This is a genomic window from Gammaproteobacteria bacterium, assembly GCA_016765075.1.
Taxonomy (GTDB): Bacteria; Pseudomonadota; Gammaproteobacteria.
In genome coordinates this window covers 22,605-43,311 of the sequence record JAESQP010000144.1, presented here as the reverse complement: position 1 = coordinate 43,311, position 20,707 = coordinate 22,605, and the positions used below count along the sequence as shown (strand labels likewise).

Below are 20,707 nucleotides of genomic sequence, written 5' to 3'. Positions count from 1 at the left end.
TTAGTCAGAGGCTCCCTAGCACCCACCTGCCCGGTAATCGCCTTGACGCCATAATTGCCATCGGAATAAACCACAAGACCGCACCGCTTGCCGTGCGTGAGCGCGTGGCATTCGCGCCCGAGCGATTGCTCGATGCTTTGCGTGAACTCATCGGCAAAACGCCTGCCAGTGAAGCCAGCATACTGTCGACCTGCAATCGAACCGAATTGCTTTGCTCGGCCGCACCTAATGATAGTGAGCACATCCTCAACTGGTTTCGTCACTATCATGGCCTGACTCGGGAAGAAGTCGAACCCTATATTTACGTCTTGCCCGAACAAAATGCTGTGCGCCACCTGATGCGCGTTGCCAGCGGACTTGATTCCATGATCTTGGGTGAACCACAAATTTTAGGCCAAGTGAAAGATGCCTACAGCAATGCCAAACAAGCAGGCACTGTCGGGCGTATGCTTAACGGTGTTTATCAGCATGTTTTTTCTGTCGCCAAACAAGTACGCACCGATACCGCCATTGGCGCGAGTCCCGTCTCTGTTGCCTTTGCTGCGGTCAGCCTGGCTAAACAAATTTTTAGTGATTTTGAAAAACATACGGCGTTACTCATTGGCGCAGGTGAAACCATTGAGCTAACTGCCAGGCACCTGCGCAAAGCGGGTATGGGCAAACTAATCATTGCTAACCGTACCGTTGAGCGCGCGCAAAAACTTGCTAGTGAGCTTGGCGGCAAAGCCGTGGCATTGGCCGCAATGCCAGACCAGTTACAGTATGCCGACATAGTCATCTCATCAACCGCCAGTCAATTACCCATACTCGGCAAAGGTGCTGTTGAACGTGCCTTAAAACAACGCAAACATAAACCCATGCTAATGGTTGATCTTGCAGTGCCACGCGATATCGAACCCGAGGTCAGCAAGCTGGATGATGTTTATCTCTACAGCGTCGACGACCTACAAGACATCATTAACGAAGGGCTACGCTCACGCCAACAAGCTGCTGCACAGGCCGAAGAAATCATCGAAGTACAAGTCATACACTTTAACGGCTGGCTACAGTCACTCGATGCTGGCCTCACCATTGGTGCCTATCGACAAAGTGCTGAACAACTGCGCGATGATGAATTACAAAAAGCCTTACAGCTTATAGAACGCGGTGCGAATGCAAATGAGGTATTAAAACGCTTTGCTTATAACCTCACCAATAAACTCATTCATCAACCCAGCTCGCAAATGAAAAAAGCCAGCTACGAAGGCCGCAATAACGTCATCGACGTTGCCCGTGAATTACTCGGCATTAAAGACCAAGACACCTAAAAATAATACGGACTCTCAGTGAAAACCAGCATCATTGCCAAACTCGAAAATATAAGCGAACGCTTAGAAGAAATCAGCGCACTGCTCTCCGAGCCAGACATCATGAGCGATCAAAACCGTTTTCGCAGTCTGTCGCAGGAATATTCGAAGCTCGACCCCATCGTACGGTGTTTTAACAATCATCAAAAGACGATTGAAGATATCGAAAGCGCCAAAGAGATGATGAAAGACAGCGATCTTGACCTTCGTGAGATGGCCAAAGACGAATTTAGTGATGGCGAAACACGTCGAGAAGAATTCGAACAAGAATTACAGTTGCTCTTACTGCCCACCGACCCCCACGATAACAGCAACATCTTCCTTGAGGTGCGTGCTGGCACAGGCGGTGACGAAGCAGCCATTTTTGCCGGTGATTTATTTCGCATGTATTCACGTTATGCAGAAAACAAAGGCTGGCAAACAGAAATTATTAGCAGTAATGCTGGTGAACATGGCGGTTTTAAAGAAGTCATTATGCGCTTAGTCGGACAAGGTGCTTATTCACGATTAAAATTTGAGTCCGGCGGCCATCGTGTGCAACGTGTGCCTGAAACCGAATCACAAGGCCGCATTCATACCTCAGCTTGCACCGTTGCGGTTATGCCAGAGGCTGATGAAATCGAAGAGATCGAAATTAATCCTGCCGACCTTAAAGTCGATACTTATCGCGCATCCGGTGCAGGGGGGCAACACGTCAACAAAACCGATTCTGCAGTACGCCTCACGCATTTACCCACTGGCGTGGTCGTCGAATGTCAGGATGAGCGCTCACAACATAAAAACCGCGCCCGCGCCATGTCCGTCTTAAAAGCGCGTCTGCTTGCTGCTGAGGAAGAAAAAAAAGCCAAAACCGAAGCCGATACGCGGCGTCAATTAGTTGGTAGTGGCGACCGTTCGGGACGCATACGCACCTATAACTTCCCACAAGGTCGCGTGACCGATCATCGTATCAACCTGACCCTATACAAGTTAGAAGACATGATGCAAGGCAATGCCGATATAGTCATTGATGAATTGATTAAAGAACACCAGGCCGATCAACTCGCCGCTATATCTGACGAAACCTGAAAAATTATGGCAACCATTGCTCACGTATTAGACAACACGACACAACGTCTACAAACAGTTTCGGATAGCCCTCGCCTCGATGCCGAATTATTGCTTTGCCATTCATTTGGCTTGTCACGCACACAACTTTTCACGCGCAATGATGACACACTAAATACCAAGACCTTAGACAGCTGCGAGCAATTCATACAACGTCGTGAACGAGGCGAACCACTTGCATACATCGTTGGCAAACGCGAGTTCTGGTCGCTTGAACTCGTCGTTAACCAACACACTCTCATTCCACGACCCGAAACCGAGTTATTGGTCGAATTAGCACTGCAATATATTGATAAAAAGCAGGCCTGTCGTATTGCCGACCTTGGCACCGGTAGCGGCGCCATCGCACTGGCCCTTGCCGTTGAGCGCAGCAACAGCCATATCGATGCCTGCGACACATCCAACAATGCGTTAGCTATCGCCCAACACAACGCGCAGAAACACAATATCAACAACGTTAAATTTCTGCACAGTAATTGGTTTGAAAATCTACAACAACAGAAATATGATTTGATCGTTAGCAATCCACCTTATATCGCAGCAAACGACAAGCACCTACAACAAGGCGACGTACGCTTTGAACCAGCAACTGCCTTAAGCGCAGAAAACAATGGTTATGCCGATTTATTTCATATCGCCGAACAGGCAACACACCATCTAAAAACAAAGGCTTATTTACTGCTCGAACATGGCTTTGCACAACAAGACAAACTTATTGATAAATTAAAAATACTTGGCTATAACCAAGTCAATGGACATAACGACTATGCACAACAACCCCGCGCAATCAGCGCGCAATGGATAGGCTAAAATGATTGACACTATCACCCTACCACGGCCTATGGTTAATGCCTTATTACATCAAGCACAACTTGCCGGTAAAAATTCTGCGCTGGGCTTAATTACAGAGAAAGATAATAAAATCATCGGATACTACCCTGTCAATGAAAGCGTTAGCAGCGATGACATTGGGAAAATTCTAAAAAAAATTCAGCGCAATAAAGAACAAATATTTGCGGTCTATCGCTCAGGTAATAGCAAACAATATGAACTACTTAGCAAGGTTCTCGATGAAGAAAATTTACTGCAACTGTCTATCTCGCAGGATATCAAAGGCGTGTTGCAACTTACTGGCCTTCATGGGAAATCTAAAGCGCACGAAATTCAATTACTTATTAGCTAAGCTAGCGTAGCCTGGATGAAGTGCAACGGAATCCGGGAACTAATTACGTATAACCACCGCCCCGGATTTTGCTGCGCGCCATCCAGGCTACAAACTACGTCCTGTTTTCGTTCATAAGGGTGATCAGGTTTAGGATGCCACTTCAGCTCCTTAGCCAAGTTTTTTCTTTAACAGCTCATTAACTATCGCCGGGTTGGCTTTACCCTTACTGGCCTTCATTGCCTGGCCGACAAAGAAACCGAACAACTGCTCCTTACCACCCTTATAAGCTGCAACCTGGCCAGCGTTACTTGCCAATACTTCATCAATAATTTTTTCAATAGCGCCCGTGTCAGTCACCTGCTTAAGGCCTTTGGCTTTGATAATGGCATCGGCATTACCTTCACTTGCCCACATGGCTTCGAATACAGTCTTGGCGATCTTGCCGGAGATAGTATTGTCTTGTATACGGTTGAGCATACCGCCGAGCATTTCGGCATTGACTGGGCTGTCGCTAATATCTTTAGCTTCCTTGTTCAAGGAGGCAGACAATTCACCCATCACCCAGTTAGCGGAAAGTTTAGCTTGTTGGCAAACCTTAACCACGGCCTCAAAGTAATCTGCCAAGGGACGGCTATCGGTAATAATAGTGGCGTCATAATCTGACAATCCGTAATCACTAACAAAACGCGCACGTTTTACATCCGGCAACTCGGGCAAGGTCTTACGCACGCCTTCGATAAAGCTGTCTTCAATTTCTACGGGCAATAAATCGGGGTCGGGGAAATATCGATAATCGTTGGCTTCTTCTTTTGAGCGCATCGAGCGAGTTTCATTTTTGTCTGAATCATACAAACGTGTTTCCTGTACGACTTTATCGCCATTTTCCAATACGTCCATCTGACGTTCAATTTCATAGTTAATGGCTTTTTCCATAAAGCGGAATGAGTTGAGGTTTTTAATCTCGGCACGAGTGCCAAATTCTTGCTGGCCTTTTGGCCGCAATGACACATTGGCATCGCAACGGAAGGAACCTTCTTGCATATTGCCATCGCAGATCTCAAGGTAAATCAATAAGCCACGCAGTTTTTTAGCGTAGGCAATAGCTTCTTTAGCCGAACGCATATCTGGCTCGGTGACAATTTCGAGCAACGGTGTGCCAGCACGATTCAAATCGATACCGCTATGTGCAGCAAAACCCTCGTGCATGGATTTGCCGGCGTCTTCTTCCAGATGCGCACGGGTGATGCCCACGGTTGTGGTGGTGCCGTCGTCGAGCACGACATCAATTTCACCTTTACCGACAATTGGCAATTCAAACTGACTGATTTGATAGCCTTTTGGCAAGTCGGGATAAAAATAATTTGTCCGTGCAAAAACAGAACGTTTGCCGATTTCAGCATCAATGGCCAAGCCAAATTTTATGGCCATGCGCACAGTTTCTTTATTAAGCACAGGCAATTGACCAGGAAAGCCCAAATCCACTAAACAAGCTTGACTGTTAGGCGCTGCACCATAGGCCGTTGCTGCACCAGAAAAAATTTTACTTTTTGTAGAAAGCTGGGCGTGTGTTTCCAGCCCGATGACGACTTCCCATTCCATATCTCTAACCTCAAATACTATACGTAGGCCGACGGGACTTGTTTATGAAAGTCTGTCGCTTGCTGAAACTGGTGGGCGACGTTTAATAAACGCGCCTCATCAAAATAATTGCCGATCAATTGCAAACCCACAGGCAAACCTTTATCAAAACCAGCAGGAATCGACATGCCAGGCAGTCCCGCTAAATTGACTGCGCCGGTGTAAAGATCAGATAAATACATCGATACCGGGTCGTCAGTCTTTTCACTAATTTTAAAAGCCGGGCTTGGCGCTGTCGGCCCCATAATGACATCAACCTGTTTGAAGGCTTGCTCAAAATCATCACTGATTAAACGTCGTATTTTTTGCGCTTTAATATAATAGGCGTCGTAATAACCGGCCGACAGTGCGTAGGTGCCAATCATAATGCGACGCTTCACTTCCGCGCCAAAACCTTCGCTGCGTGAATTAACATAGAGCGATTCAAGGTCGGTGATGTTGTCACTACGATAGCCATAACGTACGCCGTCAAAACGCGACAGGTTTGATGAACATTCGGCTGGAGCAATTACATAGTAGGTCGGTATCGCTAAAGCACTATTCGGCAAGCTGACTTCGATAATTTCAGCACCGAGTTTTTCATATTCCTTAATGGCTGCCTGCACCACTTCAGCCGTGCCTGCTTCTAAGCCGTCGCTGAAATATTCTTTAGGTAAGCCAATCTTCAGGCCTGCCAACGTATCATTTAACGTGGCACTGTAATCGGGTACTGGCCGGTCAAGGCTGGTCGAGTCACGGCGATCAAAACCCGCCATCACGGCCAGCATTAAGGCAGCGTCTTCAGCATTTCGAGTAAACACGCCGCCCTGGTCAAGGCTCGATGCAAAAGCAATCATGCCATAGCGTGACACGCGGCCATAGGTCGGTTTGATTCCGGTTATTCCACATAGCGATGCTGGTTGGCGAATTGAGCCGCCGGTATCGGTTCCGGTCGCCGCAGGGACTAACCGCGCCGCTACTGCTGCGGCCGATCCGCCGGATGAGCCGCCGGGTACACACTCGAGATCCCATGGGTTTTTAACGGTACCGTAATAGCTGGTCTCATTTGATGAACCCATAGCGAATTCGTCCATATTGGTTTTTCCCAACATGACTAAACCAGCGGCATTACAGTTTTCCACCACATGTGCATCATAAGGTGAGATAAAATTATCGAGCATTTTTGAACCGCAAGTAGTTTTAACGCCTTTGGTGCAAAAAATATCTTTTTGTGCGATGGGGATACCCGTCAGTGGGCCAGCATCGCCCTTAGCAATTTTTTCATCGGCGACGCGTGCCTGCGCTATGGCTTGGTCACGCGTAATGGTAACAAAGGCATTAAGCTCAGCATCTTTTTCTTGTAGCCTGTCCAACAAACTAGCGGTGAGTTCTGCGCTGGAAAACTCGCGAGTCTGTAAACCTTTAGCGAGTTCAGCGAGACTTTTATTGTGCATTGAAACTTCCTACGTAAACTTGATGAAAACGAACATTAGAACAATGTGCGGCGATTATTCAATCACTTTTGGAACAAGATAAAGGCCCGCTTCAGTTTCTGGCGCTATCGCTTGCGCCGCTTCACGCAAATCAGATTCTGTCACTGTGTCATCACGTAAACGCTGCACTGCATGCAGTGGATGCGCCATCGGCTCAATATTATCGGTATCGACCGCATTCATCTGTTCTACCAAGTGCATAATATTGGAAAGCTCTTTGGCGTAAGCGGGTATATCGTCTTCAGCGATGCCTAGCCGTGCCAAATGGGCAATCTTTTTTATATCTGAATCTTCAATCGACATTACTGTTACTTCCAGGCTATTTCCGCTAAATCGTTTAAACTGTGAGCAATCAGCGGGCAAGGTACCACAGTTATTACCTTGCCCAAAGCCCTATAACGTTGTTACATTAGGGGTTTGTGTGAGGCGGAGACCCTTCTAATATGTTCCGACGACTACGCGGACTGTTTTCCAACGATCTATCCATTGATCTTGGCACAGCAAATACTCTGATTTACGTCCGTGACAAAGGGATTGTGCTGGATGAACCCTCGGTCGTTGCAATTCGCCACGATCGCGGGCCTGGTGGCCCCAAGAGCATTGAGGCTGTGGGTGCTGAAGCCAAAGCAATGATTGGTCGAACACCTGGCAATATTGTCACCATTCGCCCACTCAAAGATGGCGTCATCGCCGACTTTACGGTCACCGAAAAAATGCTCCAGTACTTTATTCATAAAGTACACGAAAGCCGCTATTTGCGCCCTAGCCCGCGCGTATTGATTTGTGTTCCTTGCGGATCAACCCAAGTTGAACGCCGTGCCATTCGCGAATCGGCAGCGGGTGCTGGCGCACGTGAAGTCTACCTAATTGAAGAGCCAATGGCAGCGGCTATCGGCTCTAGCCTGCCTGTTAGTGAGGCCAGCGGCTCAATGGTGCTAGATGTCGGCGGTGGCACGACCGAAGTTGCCATCATCTCGTTAAACGGTGTCGTCTATTCCGAGTCAGTGCGTATCGGCGGTGATCGACTTGACGAGGCCATTATTAACTACGTACGTCGCAACTATGGCACACTGATTGGTGAGGCTACCGCTGAAAAAATCAAACATAAAATTGGCACCGCCTTCCCTGGCAATGAAGTGCTTGAGATGGAAGTCAAAGGTCGTAATCTCGCTGAAGGCATACCACGCAGCTTTACTCTCAACAGCAATGAAGTACTTGAGGCGCTACAAGAACCTTTAAGTGGCATCACCAGTGCCGTCAAAACTGCCTTGGAACAAACGCCACCAGAGCTTGGTGCCGACATTGCTGAACGCGGCATGGTGCTCACTGGCGGCGGTGCGTTATTGCGTGACCTTGACCGATTATTGATGGAAGAGACTGGCCTGCCCGTTATTATTGCTGACGATCCTTTAACCTGTGTCGCTCGTGGTGGTGGCAAAGCCCTGGAACTCTTTGACGCGCGTGGCCGCGACGTTTTCTGCGTCGAATAAAGCACAAGCCCGTATTTCTTACCAAGATGGCGAAGCCTCATTTAATCTTTGGTAAGAAATACGGGCTAGCGGGTCGTCGCATTTTGAAGGTGCGTTACCTGACCATAAACTAACAAGAGGCGACACATTAACCCACTTTTCACACGTGGCCCGTCTACCAGTTTACGCCTAATGATCGCGCTGACAATGGCGATTGCGCTGATGGTGACAGATTACCAAAAAGGCTATCTCACTGGTCTGCGTACTACCTTATCCGCTGTGCTCTACCCCATTCAAGCCCTGGTAGACCTACCACGTAGCGGTGGTAATTGGCTGCAAGAAACCTTTTCTTCGCGTCAGCAATTACAAATAGAAAATACCAGCATGCGCGCGCAAAACCTACTACTGCAAATACGCTTGCAAAAGTACGATGCCTTATTGGCAGAAAATAACCGTCTGCGTGAGCTGCTCGACTCATCGAGCAAGGTTAACGAAGATGTGCTGATCGCAGAAATCTTGTCCATTGATCTTGAACCGTTTACCCGTCGCATTATCATCAACAAAGGCGATATCGAAGGCGTTTTTTTAGAGCAACCTTTACTCGATGCCAATGGCGTTTTGGGGCAAGTGATTAGTATTGGTGCATTTAGCAGTACTGCCATGCTCATTACCGACCCAAGTCACGCCCTACCCGTGCAATCGTTACGCACAGGCGCACGCGCTATTGCCGTCGGTGTTGCCACTGGCGATCAATTAAAACTTGAGCATATCCCCAATAATGCCGATATTAAGATTGGTGATGTGCTGGTCACCTCTGGGCTGGGGGGACGCTTTCCTGTTGGTTACCCAGTAGGCACGATTACTAATTTTGAGATCGACCCAAGCCAGCCATTTGCCAAAGTGAGCGCACAACCCAATGCTGACATCAAACATGTACGGGAAGTGTTACTGGTCAGACAAAAACAAACTGTGCTCGATACCGATACAACAATAATTAAACCCGCCACCGCAACAGCCACCAAAACAGAGGCAAACGATACAGAGCTACACGACAACGGTAACGAACAATGATGCGGCAAAGAGGCAGCCTCACCATTATTCTTAGCTTTGCCGCCGCGCTCGCGCTGATGATTGCACCTCTGCCCTCTTGGCTAGCTTGGCTGCGCCCTGACTGGCTAGCACTCACGCTCATTTACTGGTGCATCGCGCTACCTCACCGTGTTGGAATTTTTAGCGGCTTTACTGTTGGCCTATGCCTCGATGTCATTAGAGGCGGTCTACTCGGTCAATATACCGCAACCTATAGCGTTATTGCCTTTCTTGCGATCACGCTACACCGTCGCATGCGTAACTTCCCGATATGGCAGCAAGCCCTCACTGTTTTCTTGATTTTGATTGCAGGACAACTGGTAACCTTATGGGTAAAAGGTATGATCGATGAGCCGGTGTCAGCGATACATTATTGGATTCCCTCAATAACAGGCTTACTTTTGTGGCCCGTCGTGTTTTTGCTGTTACGCTTTATACGCCGCAACTTCCACGTACAATAGCCCCCTTATCCGTGACCCAAGGAACCTCTTGATTAAGTCTGTACGAAATAGATTGAAAGCCAAAATATTCAAATTCGAGGTGCGAAGATTCACAACGAAGAAGTTGGATGCTTTGGGCTCAAGATCTTCGTTCATGACTTAATCAAGAGGCTCCATAACAAGTCATGCCACGCACCACCTCACTGACTGATGACCTAAGAGAAAACGAGCAATTTCGTCGCCGCACCATTGTCGCCTTAATTATTGTGATTTTGATGGTGTCGACAATTATTGCGCGACTGTTCTACCTGCAAGTGGTTAACCATCACCACTTCACCACGCAAGCAGATGATAACCGCGTCACCGTTGTACCACTGGCGCCGACTCGTGGTCTGATATTTGATCGCCGCGGTCGCGTGCTGGCCGAGAACCTGCCTTCCTTTACGCTCGAATTAATTCCTGAACGTGTGGTCGATCTCGATGCCACCATCAATGAACTAGGGCGTTATGTTGATATTTCCCAACGCAATATTCAACGCTTTTACGATCAACTACAACGCAAACGCCGTCACGATTCCATCGCTCTGCGCTCCCATCTGAGCGAGGCAGAAGTAGCACGCTTTGCCGTTAACCGCCATCGCTTTCCTGGTGTTGAAATCAATGCGCGCTTACTGCGTAGCTATCCCTACGGAGCCCTTGCCGTGCACACCCTCGGCTATGTCAGTCAGATCAATGAGAAAGAACTCAAGAGAATCGACCAAAGCAATTACAGCGCAACCGACTACATTGGTAAAATTGGCATTGAGAAATTTTATGAACCACTGTTACACGGCCAAATTGGTTATCAACGCGTTGAAACCAATGCTCAAGGGCGTATTATCGATGTGCTCGATAGTACGCCACCCAAGCCTGGCAAAAACCTCCACCTCACCATTGATATCGAGCTGCAGCGTATCGCCGAAGCCGTCCTAGGCGATCAGCGTGGCGCCATCGTCGCCATTGAACCAGCGACGGGCAATCTGCTGTCAATGGTCAGCAAACCCAGTTATGACCCCAACCTCTTTGTGCAAGGCATTGATCACGCAAGCTATAACGCGTTAAATACTTCCGCCGACCACCCCTTATTCAACCGCATATTGCGCGGCACCTACCCACCCGGATCTACCATCAAACCCATTATTGCTCTGGCCGCGCTGGAGTATAAAAAAATCAATGCTGACAGCAGCGTATTTTGCCCTGGTTGGTACTCACTGGAAGGCGACAACCACCGCTATCGTGACTGGAAACGTTGGGGCCATGGCCACACCAATGTAGAAAAAGCCATTGCCGAGTCCTGTGATGTATTTTTTTATGACATCGCCTTTCGTCTTGGTATTGACCATATGCACGAGTATATGAGCAAATTTGGTTTTGGCAGCATAACCAACGTCGACATCAGTAACGAACTCAGCGGCATCATGCCTTCACGGCAATGGAAACGAGATGCACGTGGTCTACCCTGGTTTCCAGGTGAAACACTGATCACCGGCATTGGTCAGGGTTTTATGACCGTCACTCCCTTACAGCTTGCCCGTGCCACAGCGGCCATCGCCAATCGTGGCGCACTGATCAGCCCACGCGTGGTTCGCGCCGTTAGCGAAAACGGTGAAGAAGCCACCACCATCAACCTGCTTGAAACTAGTTCAGAGCAGATACAGCTAAAAAATGATAAACATTGGAAAAATGTAGTCGAAGCGATGCAAGCCGTGGTCCATGGGCCGCAGGGCACAGCACGTAAAATTGGCCAACATTCACCTTTTAAGATAGCTGGAAAAACCGGTACTGCCCAGGTATTTGGTATTAAACAAGACGAGATCTATGTTAAAGAAGAGATTGCCGAGCGCCTACAAGACCACGCCTTGTTTATCGGCTTTGCCCCCATTGATGATCCGCAAATCGCTATCGCGGTTATCGTCGAAAATGGCGGCAGCGGTAGTTCTACAGCGGCACCTATCGCCTACCAGGTGTTGCACTATTATCTAACCACATTGACTGACTATGGAACTTAAAGAAGACGCCTTTCGTCGTTGGGGCGAACAACGCAATGAATCATGGTTTGTACGCCACATGCACCTCGATGTGCCCCTTGTGCTTGCCTTGTTTGCTCTATCAATCACTGGACTCGCCGTTCTCTACAGCGCAGGCAATCAAGACCTCGATATCGTCTACCGCCAGATAGTCCGTATTGGCCTGGCTTTTGCTGCCATGCTAATGATTGCACAAATCCCCCCCGACAAACTCAAGCGCTGGTCACCCTGGTTAGCAGGCTTAGGCATTATTTTACTCATCGCTGTCGCCATCGTCGGAGATGTCGGCAAGGGTGCCCAGCGCTGGCTGGATTTTGGCTTGTTTCGTTTTCAACCCGCTGAGATCATGAAGCTGGCACTGCCGATGCTTCTTGCCTGGTATCTAGCCGAGCGTAAGCTGCCGCCGTCGCTCAAACATCTCGCCGTCAGCGCCTTTCTCATCGCCATCCCAGTCGTGTTAATCGCTAAACAACCCGACCTTGGCACCTCAATATTGATCGCCTCTTGTGGAATATTCGTCATTTTTCTTGCCGGCATTTCCTGGCGCTTAATGTTTTTTCTTGGCGCCGTCTTCGCCTCGTGTTTACCCTTAGCCTGGCTTTATATGCATGACTACCAAAAGACACGGGTACTGACTTTTCTTAATCCAGAGAGTGACCCGCTAAATTCTGGCTATCATATTATTCAATCAAAGATTGCTATCGGCTCAGGTGGCTTCTATGGCAAAGGGTTTTTACAAGGCACACAATCACACCTAGAATTTTTACCTGAACGTTCAACCGACTTTATTTTTGCTGCCTTTGCTGAGGAACTTGGGCTTGTTGGCGCTCTACTGCTACTCGCCTTGTATTTATTCATTGTCATTCGCGGGCTTGTCATTGCCACGCAGGCGCAGGATACTTATACGCGGCTCTTAGCAGGTAGCCTGACCTTAACCTTTTTTGTCTATGTCTTTGTTAATATCGGCATGGTTTCCGGTCTATTGCCCGTTGTTGGGCTGCCGTTGCCTTTGATGAGCTATGGTGGCACTTCAATGGTCACCATCATGGCCGCATTTGGTGTGTTGATGTCAATTCACACCCATCGTAAAATGATTCGTAACTAATTTGGTGAGAACTCAAGTGATAAAAAAACTATCTGTATTAATAGTAAGCCTATTTATGTGCCTAAGCACAGCGCAAGCCGATGATTTCAATCAACGCGATGACGTCAAACAATTTATTGATGACATGGTAGACGAGCATCAATTTGACAAAAAACAATTGCAACAATGGTTTGCTAAAACAAAATTACAACCCAAAATTATCGAAGCCATATCACGCCCTGCAGAAAAGAAACTGAAATGGCATGAATATCGAAAAATATTTATCAAACCCAGTCGCATCGGGAAAGGCGTCACTTTCTGGAACAAACACGAAACAACATTAAATCGTGCCGAAAAAGAATATGGTGTGCCTGCCCATATCATTACCGCCATCATCGGTGTTGAAACTCGCTATGGTGAATATAAAGGCCGTTACCGCGTCATGGACTCACTAGCCACACTAGGCTTTGACTACCCCAAGCGCAGCCGCTTCTTTAAAAGCGAGCTAAAACACTATTTATTATTAGTACGCGACGAAAACATTGACCCATTTAGCATTAAAGGCTCTTATGCTGGCGCCATGGGCATTCCACAATTTATTTCAAGCAGTTACCGCAGCTATGCTATTGACTTTGATGACGATGGCATTCGTGATTTATGGAATAACCCTGTCGATGCTATTGGTAGTGTTGCCAATTACTTTAAAAAACACGGTTGGCAGGCTGGCAAAGATATTGTCATTCCAGCCACGGCAAGTGGCAACCGTTATCAAGAGCTTGTCGAACGCGGCTTAAAACCCCATACGCCACTGGCTGAGTTTGCAAAATATGGTGTAGAGTTTGACTCCAACGCAGACAAAACCATGATTGCATCATTGCTTGAGTTTGAACAAGTTTCAAATAAAGAAATTTGGCTTGCACTGAAAAACTTTTATGTGATTACACGCTATAATCACAGCGCACTGTATGCCATGGCAGTCCATCAACTTAGCCTCGAAATCAAAAAGGCACGCGACGCGTCATAGGCACCAAACACTGTATGTTTTCATTATTTAAATACTGTTCGTTTATTGCCCTATTACTGGCCACTTGCGTTCTTGTTGCATGCAGTAGCGCACCGAAAAAAACCTCTAGCCCAACAAAGCAACCAACAAGCAGCGATGGCGCCCCCCATCGTAATATTGATATTGCTGCAATCCCTAATGCCGTGCCCAAACGCGAGCCGCGCAGCAAATATGGCAATCCTAAATCCTATGTCGTCTTTGGTAAACGCTATCACACCCTAAGCAGCAGTAAAGGTTTTGTCCAACGCGGCATTGCCTCTTGGTATGGCACCAAGTTTCACGGTAGGCGCACTTCTAGCGGCGAACCTTACGATATGTTTGCTATGACTGCAGCACACAAAACCTTGCCACTACCCACCTACGTCGAAGTAACCAACCTCGACAATGGTCGCAAAATTATCGTTAAGGTCGATGACCGCGGCCCTTTTGTGTCAGGACGAATTATTGATTTATCGCACACCGCCGCGAGAAAACTCAATATCATTGGCTCGGGCACGGGTCGCGTTGAGGTTCGTGCTCTTGACCCCGGCAAGCTGCGCGCAACCACCAAACCATTAAAAACTACCAAACAAAAAATATCCGCCACTGCCACCGAACGGCTGTTCATCCAGATAGGCGCCTTTAGCCATAGCAGCAACGCTGAAAACTTACAAAAAGACCTCTACGCACGCCTTGGCCCACGTTGGCGTATCAACACCCATTACAATGATGCTGAGAAACTCTACCGCGTACGAATCGGTCCGATTGCCAGCAATGAAGATGCCGAACGAGTACATGCCCGCCTGCATCGTATCGGTTTCCCTAATAGTCGTGTCGTCCTCGAATCAGCGCGTTAACAACGCCTTAAGGTCGCCCTAATTAATCAAGCCAGACGTGCCCGCCAGGACACGTTAGAATAGACAATAAACACAACGATCACACAACACAGTCATGCTAACAAAAACGTTTTTTAATTCTTCCTTCCCTGAAATGTATCGTATTTATCTTGTTGGGCTGCTCTCTAGCGCGTTGTTACTCGCTATATCGCTAACCACCCAGGCGGCACCAAGACCTGTTCCAGCACCCCCTACAGTGGCTGCTAGCGGCTATATTTTGCAAGACTTTCATACCGGTAAGATCCTCACCAGCAGCAACGCTACTGAAAGACTCGAGCCTGCCAGTCTGACAAAACTGATGACGGCCTATATTGTCTTCGCCGAACTGGAAAGAGACAATCTCGCACTCGCTGATGAAGTACTTATCAGTGAAACCGCTTGGCGCACTGGCGGCTCGCGTATGTTCGTCGAAGTCAACTCCAGGGTCAGCGTAGAAAACCTGCTTCAAGGTATGATCGTTCAATCAGGCAACGATGCCACTGTTGCCTTGGCCGAGCATATTGCCGGCACCGAAGACGCCTTTGCCAACCTGATGAATCACGAAGCAAAGTTGCTCGGCATGACCGGCTCCAATTTTAAAAATGCTTCCGGCTTACCCAGCAAAGAACACTACACCACGGCTACCGATCTGGCGATTTTGACACGCGCACTGATCGCCAATTTCCCTACTTATTATGCTTGGTATTCACAAAAAGAGTTCACCTATAACGATATCACCCAGCCTAATCGCAATAAATTATTGTGGCGCGATGATACCGTCGATGGCGTCAAAACAGGTTATACCAATTCAGCGGGCTATTGCTTAGTGACCTCGGCGTTGCGTGATGACATGCGACTTATCTCCGTCGTATTGGGTGCCAAGAGTCCTAATGCCCGTACACGAGAAAGTCAAAAACTGCTGAATTATGGCTATCGTTTCTATGAAACACGACTTCTCTATACTGCCAATGAAACGTTGTCTACGAGTAGGCTGTGGAAAGGTAATCGCAGTGAAATTAATATAGGTGTCAGCGAAGATATCTATGTCACTATTCCGCGTGGCCAAGATGATGCACTGTCAACCACTATTCAGGTGCAAGAACAAATCGTTGCACCCATTGGCAAAGGCGTGACACTTGGCACTGCCATTATTACCTTTGGTGATAAGACCCTCGCCGAGCAACCCTTGATTGCATTGGATGACCACACCGAAGGTGGCTTAATCCAACGACTCAAGGATACTGTCTTATTATTTTTTGAATAAAGCCACTCTATAAATCTATGATGGATGCCACATCGACCGCCTACATCAATGGCAAATTTTTACCGCTGTCAGAAGTAAGCATTTCACCGTTGGATCGTGGTTTTGTCTTTGGCGATGGCATTTATGAAGTGATCCCTGTCTACGGTGGCCAGGCCTTTCGTCTTGACGCTCATCTACAACGACTCGGCAACAGCTTAAAAGCGATACGTTTAGCTAATCCCTGTTCTCATAAACAGTGGTGCACACTGCTGAATCAGCTGATCAAAAAAAATCAATCAGAAGATCAATCGCTTTACTTGCAAGTTACACGTGGCGTGGCTGACCGTGACCATGCCTTTCCAGCAACCTGTGCAGCAACCGTATTTGCCATGAGCAAACCATTGCCGCCTTCACAACAGTCGCCGGTAAAAGCAATAACCTTGGAAGATATTCGTTGGCAATGGTGCCATATCAAATCAACCGCCTTACTGGGAAATTTATTATTACGTCAACAGGCAGTCGACGTGGGCTGCCATGAGGCAATTTTACTGCGTAACGACACGCTGACTGAAGGTGCTGCCAGCAATGTTTTTATTGTAAAACATAATAAAATTATCACCCCCAAAAAAAGCAATCACATCTTACCAGGAATAACTCGTGAGATCGTCATTGAAATTGCAGAAAAAAATCACTTGGATATAGCTGAAACAAACATCAGCCAACAAGAACTATTAAACGCTGATGAAATTTGGCTGACCAGTGCAACGAAAGAAGTCGCACCAGTCATCGAGCTCAATGGGAAATTAGTCAGCAATGGTCAAACCGGTCCCCTGTGCCAACACATGCAAGACCTGTTCAATCAATTTAAAAAAACACTGAGTAGCAACAGCTAACAGCATGACCAACAGCGATGAAAAACTCGGCCTACAATTCCCGTGTGAATTCCCGCTTAAGGTGATGGGTAAAAATGTCTGCTCACTGCGTGAATCCATCGAGCATATCGTTAAGCAATATGTCCTCACTGAACACCAAATAGCTATCACTGAACGTCATAGTAAAGAGACGCGCTTTGTCTCAATCACTGTCACCATAAAGGCACAGAATCGGCAACAGCTTGATGATCTCTACCTGGCTTTTAATAAACACAGTGATGTCATGATGACACTTTAGGAACATCGAATGAAACTGATTTGTCGCCATTTTGGCGTCAGCGACTATAGTGACATGCTCAAGGCAATGCAGGTCTTTACTGCCGAGCGTAACGACAACACCTGCGATGAACTTTGGTTAACTGAACACCAAGCTGTCTTCACCTTGGGTCGTGCGGGCAAAAAAGAACATGTCTTAAACGCTGGCGACATCCCGTTACTGCGCAGTGATCGTGGCGGCCAGGTAACCTACCACGGCCCTGGCCAACTTATTGGCTACACCCTGTTTGATTTAAAGCGCCTTGATCTAGGTGTTAAACAATTTGTTGGTGCTATCGAACAGGCCTTAATTAATTTTCTCGCCAATAATGCAATTGAGGGTGTGCGTCGTGCTGACGCGCCCGGCATTTATGTCAATAAGCAAAAGATTGCAGCACTTGGCCTGCGTATTCGTCGACATTGTGCTTATCATGGCTTCAGCCTCAATATCGATATGGATCTATCGCCCTTTTCACGTATTAACCCCTGCGGTTATGCCGGTCTTGCTGTCACCCAGCTCAGCAACTTTACCACCGAGCACTCTCTGGGCAGTGCTAGTGATGCCCTTTGCAACCAAATTCAACAGGTTTTCGGTTACACTGAGAGGCTAATCGATAGCAATCCTACGACATTGAATGACTATGCCCAGCCACACAACCACTGAAAATAAGCGCGCTGACAATAGACGCCAAGACAGCAAACTACTAGACAAGAAAAAAGGTGTTCTACTAAGAGGTGCTGACAAGGTCGCGCGCATCCCTATCAAGGTCGTGCCAACAACGACTATGGTGCGTAAGCCGAGCTGGATTCGTGCCCGTGCACCCAACCTGCCAGAGGTTATTCGGCTTAAATCTATTCTGCGTGAAAACCGTTTGCATACTGTGTGTGAAGAAGCATCGTGCCCAAATTTAGGCGAATGTTTTAGTCAGGGTACAGCGACCTTTATGATTATGGGTGATATCTGCACCCGTCGCTGTCCGTTTTGCGATGTCGGTCATGGCCGACCTAATTCCCTAGACCCTGATGAACCCGACAATCTTGCGCGCACTATTAAAGCCATGACATTGAATTATGTCGTCGTAACATCGGTTGACCGTGATGATTTACGCGATGGTGGCGCTGGACACTTTGTGCAATGTATCGATGCCATTCGTCAACAATCACCAAAGACTAAAATTGAAGTATTGGTGCCCGATTTTCGTGGCCGCATGGACCGAGCCTTAGACATTCTCAAGCAGTCACTACCCGATGTTTTTAACCATAATTTAGAAACCATTCCACGTCTGTATAAAGCCGTACGGCCCGGCTCTGATTATGCCTGGTCACTGAATCTCATTAAACGCTTCAAAGCACTGTATCCAAATATTGCAACCAAGTCTGGGCTTATGCTCGGTCTTGGCGAAAGCATTGAAGAAGTTGTTGAAGTGATGCGCGACCTTCGCGCCCATGATTGCGACATGCTGACATTAGGCCAGTACTTACAGCCGAGCAAACATCATTTAGCTGTTGAGCGCTTTGTTCACCCTGACGAGTTTGAGGAGCTAAGAAAAATTGGCGAAAAACTTGGCTTTAGTAATGTTGCCAGCGGTCCATTAGTCCGTTCGTCTTACCATGCTGATCAACAAGCGGCAGGGGAAGCCATCGCCTAGGGGGTGTTAACAATCATTTTAATAATCCTGTTGCATCTGAAAAAGCGCCAGACGCCCCGCAAGAAGTGCCCTTGGGGTACAAGGCGAGAGAAGAGAGGTTTGGTGGTTCCAAATGAGCGATGAACAACGCAGTATGGCGCTTTTTCAGATGCAACCCGAAGGGCCAGTGCGCATTTTTCACCCAGCAGCGTTGTCGTTCGCTTATGTGGGCCAACCACACTGCGCTCGCTCCGCCTTGCTGGATAAAAAATGCGCACTGGCAGGACTATTAAAATGATTGTTAACACCCCCTGCCCTCACTTCTCAGCAGAAAACGTCTACTTTTTCTGCTGGCCAGATTCACCACTATCAGAAAGTAACGACAGTTTGAACTGTATATCCTGGCTCAGCCAATAATGACTTTCAGCCTCAAGGTCTTCTCGGGTTAATGGGTGTTGTGCCAACCATTCATCATCAATTTTCAGAGTAAATTTCTTTTTACTTGTTTTAAACTGAATCTCTGGCAGATCACTATTTTGGCGTGAACGACAAAACAAACAGGCTAAACGAAAGACAAGTACCAATACCCAATCAGCAGTAAAGTGATAACTTTCTGCCACTGCACGTAAACGCCGCCGCTGATTGAGCACCAGAAAACTAATTTGCTTTTGCTCAAGCTTAGAGAAGCCCAACATGTCAGCATTTAAAATAATATAAGCACCGTGCTTTTGAAAACCACTATGTGAAATGGTCAAACCAATCTCGTGTAATTTGGCTGCCCATGCGAGTAGTTGCTTGGCCAGCTTTACTCTCACCCCTAGCTCGACTTTAACCAATTTCAGCAAGGCCAAAGCATGATGTTCAACCTGCTTAGCTTGAGCGCTATCAACGTGATAATTAGCCATCATATTAGCAGCCGTAATATCACGCGCATCGGAATGACGAACACGACCAGCCAAATCATGAATAATCCCTTCCTTCATCGCGTAGCTGGAAACCTGCATGCGCTCTATACCCAGCTCAAGGAAAACTGCATGCAAGATGGCCACGCCGCCCGCAATTACAGGACGCCTATCTTCTTTTAAACCGGCCAAATCAATGGCGTCAGCATGACCAGACTTAACCAGTCTCTTGGCTAGTTTCTCTAAGCCACGCAGCGTAATATCATGCTCATCGGGCCAATTGTGATTAACTATTTCGCCAACCGTACGAATGGTTCCCGAAGAGCCTACGGCTTCACCCCAATTTTCTGCTGAAAATTTGTCAGCATGGGCGCGTAATTCTCGTCGTGCTGCACGCAAGGCCTTATCATAACTTTCCTGGCTAATTTTTTTGTTTTTAAAGAAACGGCCACTGTAAACAACGCAACCCATATACACACTTTCTAACCGCTTTGGCGCGAGCCCCTTGCCAACGATTAACTCGGTGGAACCACCGCCAATATCAACAACCAGACGACGTTCATCGCTCGGCGCCAAATCTTGTGTAACACCAAGATAAATAAGACGTGCTTCTTCAATACCACTAATAATATTGATCGGCACGCCTAAAATTGATTCGGCTTTTTCCAGAAATTTATCACCATTGCGCATAGTGCGTAGAGTATTGGTGCCCGCTACGCGCACTGAATCTGCCTCAATACCGTCAATAATTTCTGCAAAGCGGTGTAATGCAGCAAACGCACGATCTGCGACTTCGTCTCTTAAACGATTTTTATCGTCAAGCCCTTCCGCCAGCCTCACCACTTCTTTGTGGCGATCAAGATAACGGATTTTATCGCTATCAATTCTTGCTATAAGCAAATGAAAACTATTAGAACCCAAGTCTAATGCAGCGACGCGACCACTACTCATATT

Annotated in this window: 21 protein-coding genes; 17 read left to right on the top strand and 4 right to left on the bottom strand. The window is 47.5% G+C overall.

All coding sequences use genetic code 11. The features are described 5' to 3' along the window. Window positions 1-26: 26 nt before the first annotated feature. Genes JKY90_08960 through JKY90_08945 form a run of 4 tightly spaced genes read left to right on the top strand, consistent with a single transcriptional unit; the run spans window position 27 to window position 3,636 of the window. Window positions 27-1,307: a glutamyl-tRNA reductase gene (locus JKY90_08960; protein ID MBL4852386.1), complete on the top strand. Its 1,281-nt coding sequence runs from the start codon at window positions 27-29 to the stop codon at window positions 1,305-1,307. Between the two features lie 18 nt (window positions 1,308-1,325). After that, window positions 1,326-2,414 (top strand): peptide chain release factor 1, encoded by a 1,089-nt coding sequence (gene prfA, locus JKY90_08955; GenBank protein MBL4852385.1) that lies wholly within the window; start codon window positions 1,326-1,328, stop codon window positions 2,412-2,414. Window positions 2,415-2,420: 6 nt separating this feature from the next. Next, complete coding sequence (gene prmC / locus JKY90_08950) at window positions 2,421-3,263, top strand: peptide chain release factor N(5)-glutamine methyltransferase (protein MBL4852384.1); 843 nt, start codon at window positions 2,421-2,423, stop codon at window positions 3,261-3,263. Between the two features lies 1 nt (window position 3,264). Beyond that, entirely contained in the window at window positions 3,265-3,636 is a 372-nt protein-coding gene (locus JKY90_08945) for a hypothetical protein (GenBank protein ID MBL4852383.1), read from the top strand. A gap of 150 nt (window positions 3,637-3,786) precedes the next feature. Here JKY90_08945 and gatB read toward each other — a convergent pair whose 3' ends face one another. The 3 genes from gatB to gatC are packed head-to-tail and all read right to left on the bottom strand — an operon-like array spanning window position 3,787 to window position 7,031. Next, window positions 3,787-5,217 (bottom strand): Asp-tRNA(Asn)/Glu-tRNA(Gln) amidotransferase subunit GatB, encoded by a 1,431-nt coding sequence (gatB, locus tag JKY90_08940; GenBank protein MBL4852382.1) that lies wholly within the window; start codon window positions 5,215-5,217, stop codon window positions 3,787-3,789. Between the two features lie 17 nt (window positions 5,218-5,234). Continuing rightward, on the bottom strand, window positions 5,235-6,689 hold the full coding sequence (gatA, locus tag JKY90_08935) for an Asp-tRNA(Asn)/Glu-tRNA(Gln) amidotransferase subunit GatA (GenBank protein ID MBL4852381.1): 1,455 nt from the start codon (window positions 6,687-6,689) through the stop codon (window positions 5,235-5,237). 54 nt (window positions 6,690-6,743) lie between these two features. Further along, on the bottom strand, window positions 6,744-7,031 hold the full coding sequence (gene gatC / locus JKY90_08930; protein ID MBL4852380.1) for an Asp-tRNA(Asn)/Glu-tRNA(Gln) amidotransferase subunit GatC: 288 nt from the start codon (window positions 7,029-7,031) through the stop codon (window positions 6,744-6,746). A 140-nt stretch (window positions 7,032-7,171) separates the two neighbouring features. Here gatC and JKY90_08925 point away from each other — a divergent pair, with 140 nt between their 5' ends. From JKY90_08925 to JKY90_08865, 13 genes are all read left to right on the top strand, one after another. Beyond that, window positions 7,172-8,218 carry a rod shape-determining protein gene (locus JKY90_08925; GenBank protein ID MBL4852379.1) on the top strand — a complete coding sequence of 349 codons (1,047 nt, stop codon included), beginning with the start codon at window positions 7,172-7,174 and terminating at the stop codon, window positions 8,216-8,218. Between the two features lie 171 nt (window positions 8,219-8,389). Further along, window positions 8,390-9,268, top strand: coding sequence for a rod shape-determining protein MreC (gene mreC / locus JKY90_08920; GenBank protein MBL4852378.1), 879 nt, complete (start codon window positions 8,390-8,392; stop codon window positions 9,266-9,268). Beyond that, window positions 9,268-9,747 carry a rod shape-determining protein MreD gene (mreD, locus tag JKY90_08915; protein MBL4852377.1) on the top strand — a complete coding sequence of 160 codons (480 nt, stop codon included), beginning with the start codon at window positions 9,268-9,270 and terminating at the stop codon, window positions 9,745-9,747. The genes mreC and mreD overlap by 1 nt, the downstream gene beginning before the upstream one ends. 164 nt (window positions 9,748-9,911) lie before the next feature. Beyond that, on the top strand, window positions 9,912-11,774 hold the full coding sequence (gene mrdA / locus JKY90_08910; GenBank protein ID MBL4852376.1) for a penicillin-binding protein 2: 1,863 nt from the start codon (window positions 9,912-9,914) through the stop codon (window positions 11,772-11,774). Then, on the top strand, window positions 11,764-12,897 hold the full coding sequence (gene rodA / locus JKY90_08905; protein ID MBL4852375.1) for a rod shape-determining protein RodA: 1,134 nt from the start codon (window positions 11,764-11,766) through the stop codon (window positions 12,895-12,897). The genes mrdA and rodA overlap by 11 nt, the downstream gene beginning before the upstream one ends. Window positions 12,898-12,952: 55 nt before the next feature. After that, window positions 12,953-13,900, top strand: coding sequence for a lytic murein transglycosylase B (mltB, locus tag JKY90_08900; GenBank protein ID MBL4852374.1), 948 nt, complete (start codon window positions 12,953-12,955; stop codon window positions 13,898-13,900). 14 nt (window positions 13,901-13,914) lie between these two features. Further along, window positions 13,915-14,775 carry a septal ring lytic transglycosylase RlpA family protein gene (locus JKY90_08895; GenBank protein ID MBL4852373.1) on the top strand — a complete coding sequence of 287 codons (861 nt, stop codon included), beginning with the start codon at window positions 13,915-13,917 and terminating at the stop codon, window positions 14,773-14,775. Window positions 14,776-14,908: 133 nt separating this feature from the next. Beyond that, window positions 14,909-16,057 carry a D-alanyl-D-alanine carboxypeptidase gene (locus tag JKY90_08890; protein ID MBL4852372.1) on the top strand — a complete coding sequence of 383 codons (1,149 nt, stop codon included), beginning with the start codon at window positions 14,909-14,911 and terminating at the stop codon, window positions 16,055-16,057. Window positions 16,058-16,077: 20 nt separating this feature from the next. After that, window positions 16,078-16,929: a D-amino-acid transaminase gene (gene dat, locus JKY90_08885; protein ID MBL4852371.1), complete on the top strand. Its 852-nt coding sequence runs from the start codon at window positions 16,078-16,080 to the stop codon at window positions 16,927-16,929. Between the two features lie 4 nt (window positions 16,930-16,933). Further along, window positions 16,934-17,206, top strand: coding sequence for a DUF493 domain-containing protein (locus tag JKY90_08880; protein MBL4852370.1), 273 nt, complete (start codon window positions 16,934-16,936; stop codon window positions 17,204-17,206). A 9-nt stretch (window positions 17,207-17,215) separates the two neighbouring features. Then, complete coding sequence (gene lipB, locus JKY90_08875) at window positions 17,216-17,887, top strand: lipoyl(octanoyl) transferase LipB (protein ID MBL4852369.1); 672 nt, start codon at window positions 17,216-17,218, stop codon at window positions 17,885-17,887. Then, window positions 17,865-18,872 (top strand): lipoyl synthase, encoded by a 1,008-nt coding sequence (lipA, locus tag JKY90_08870; GenBank protein MBL4852368.1) that lies wholly within the window; start codon window positions 17,865-17,867, stop codon window positions 18,870-18,872. Before lipB ends, lipA begins: the two co-directional genes overlap by 23 nt. A gap of 112 nt (window positions 18,873-18,984) precedes the next feature. Continuing rightward, the gene (locus JKY90_08865; protein MBL4852367.1) at window positions 18,985-19,149 is read left to right on the top strand and encodes a hypothetical protein; all 165 of its coding nucleotides are present in this window, start codon (window positions 18,985-18,987) and stop codon (window positions 19,147-19,149) included. Window positions 19,150-19,189: 40 nt separating this feature from the next. On the opposite strand, the gene JKY90_08860 is transcribed toward JKY90_08865, so the two are convergent. Next, entirely contained in the window at window positions 19,190-20,704 is a 1,515-nt protein-coding gene (locus JKY90_08860; GenBank protein ID MBL4852366.1) for a Ppx/GppA family phosphatase, read from the bottom strand. Window positions 20,705-20,707: the final 3 nt, after the last annotated feature.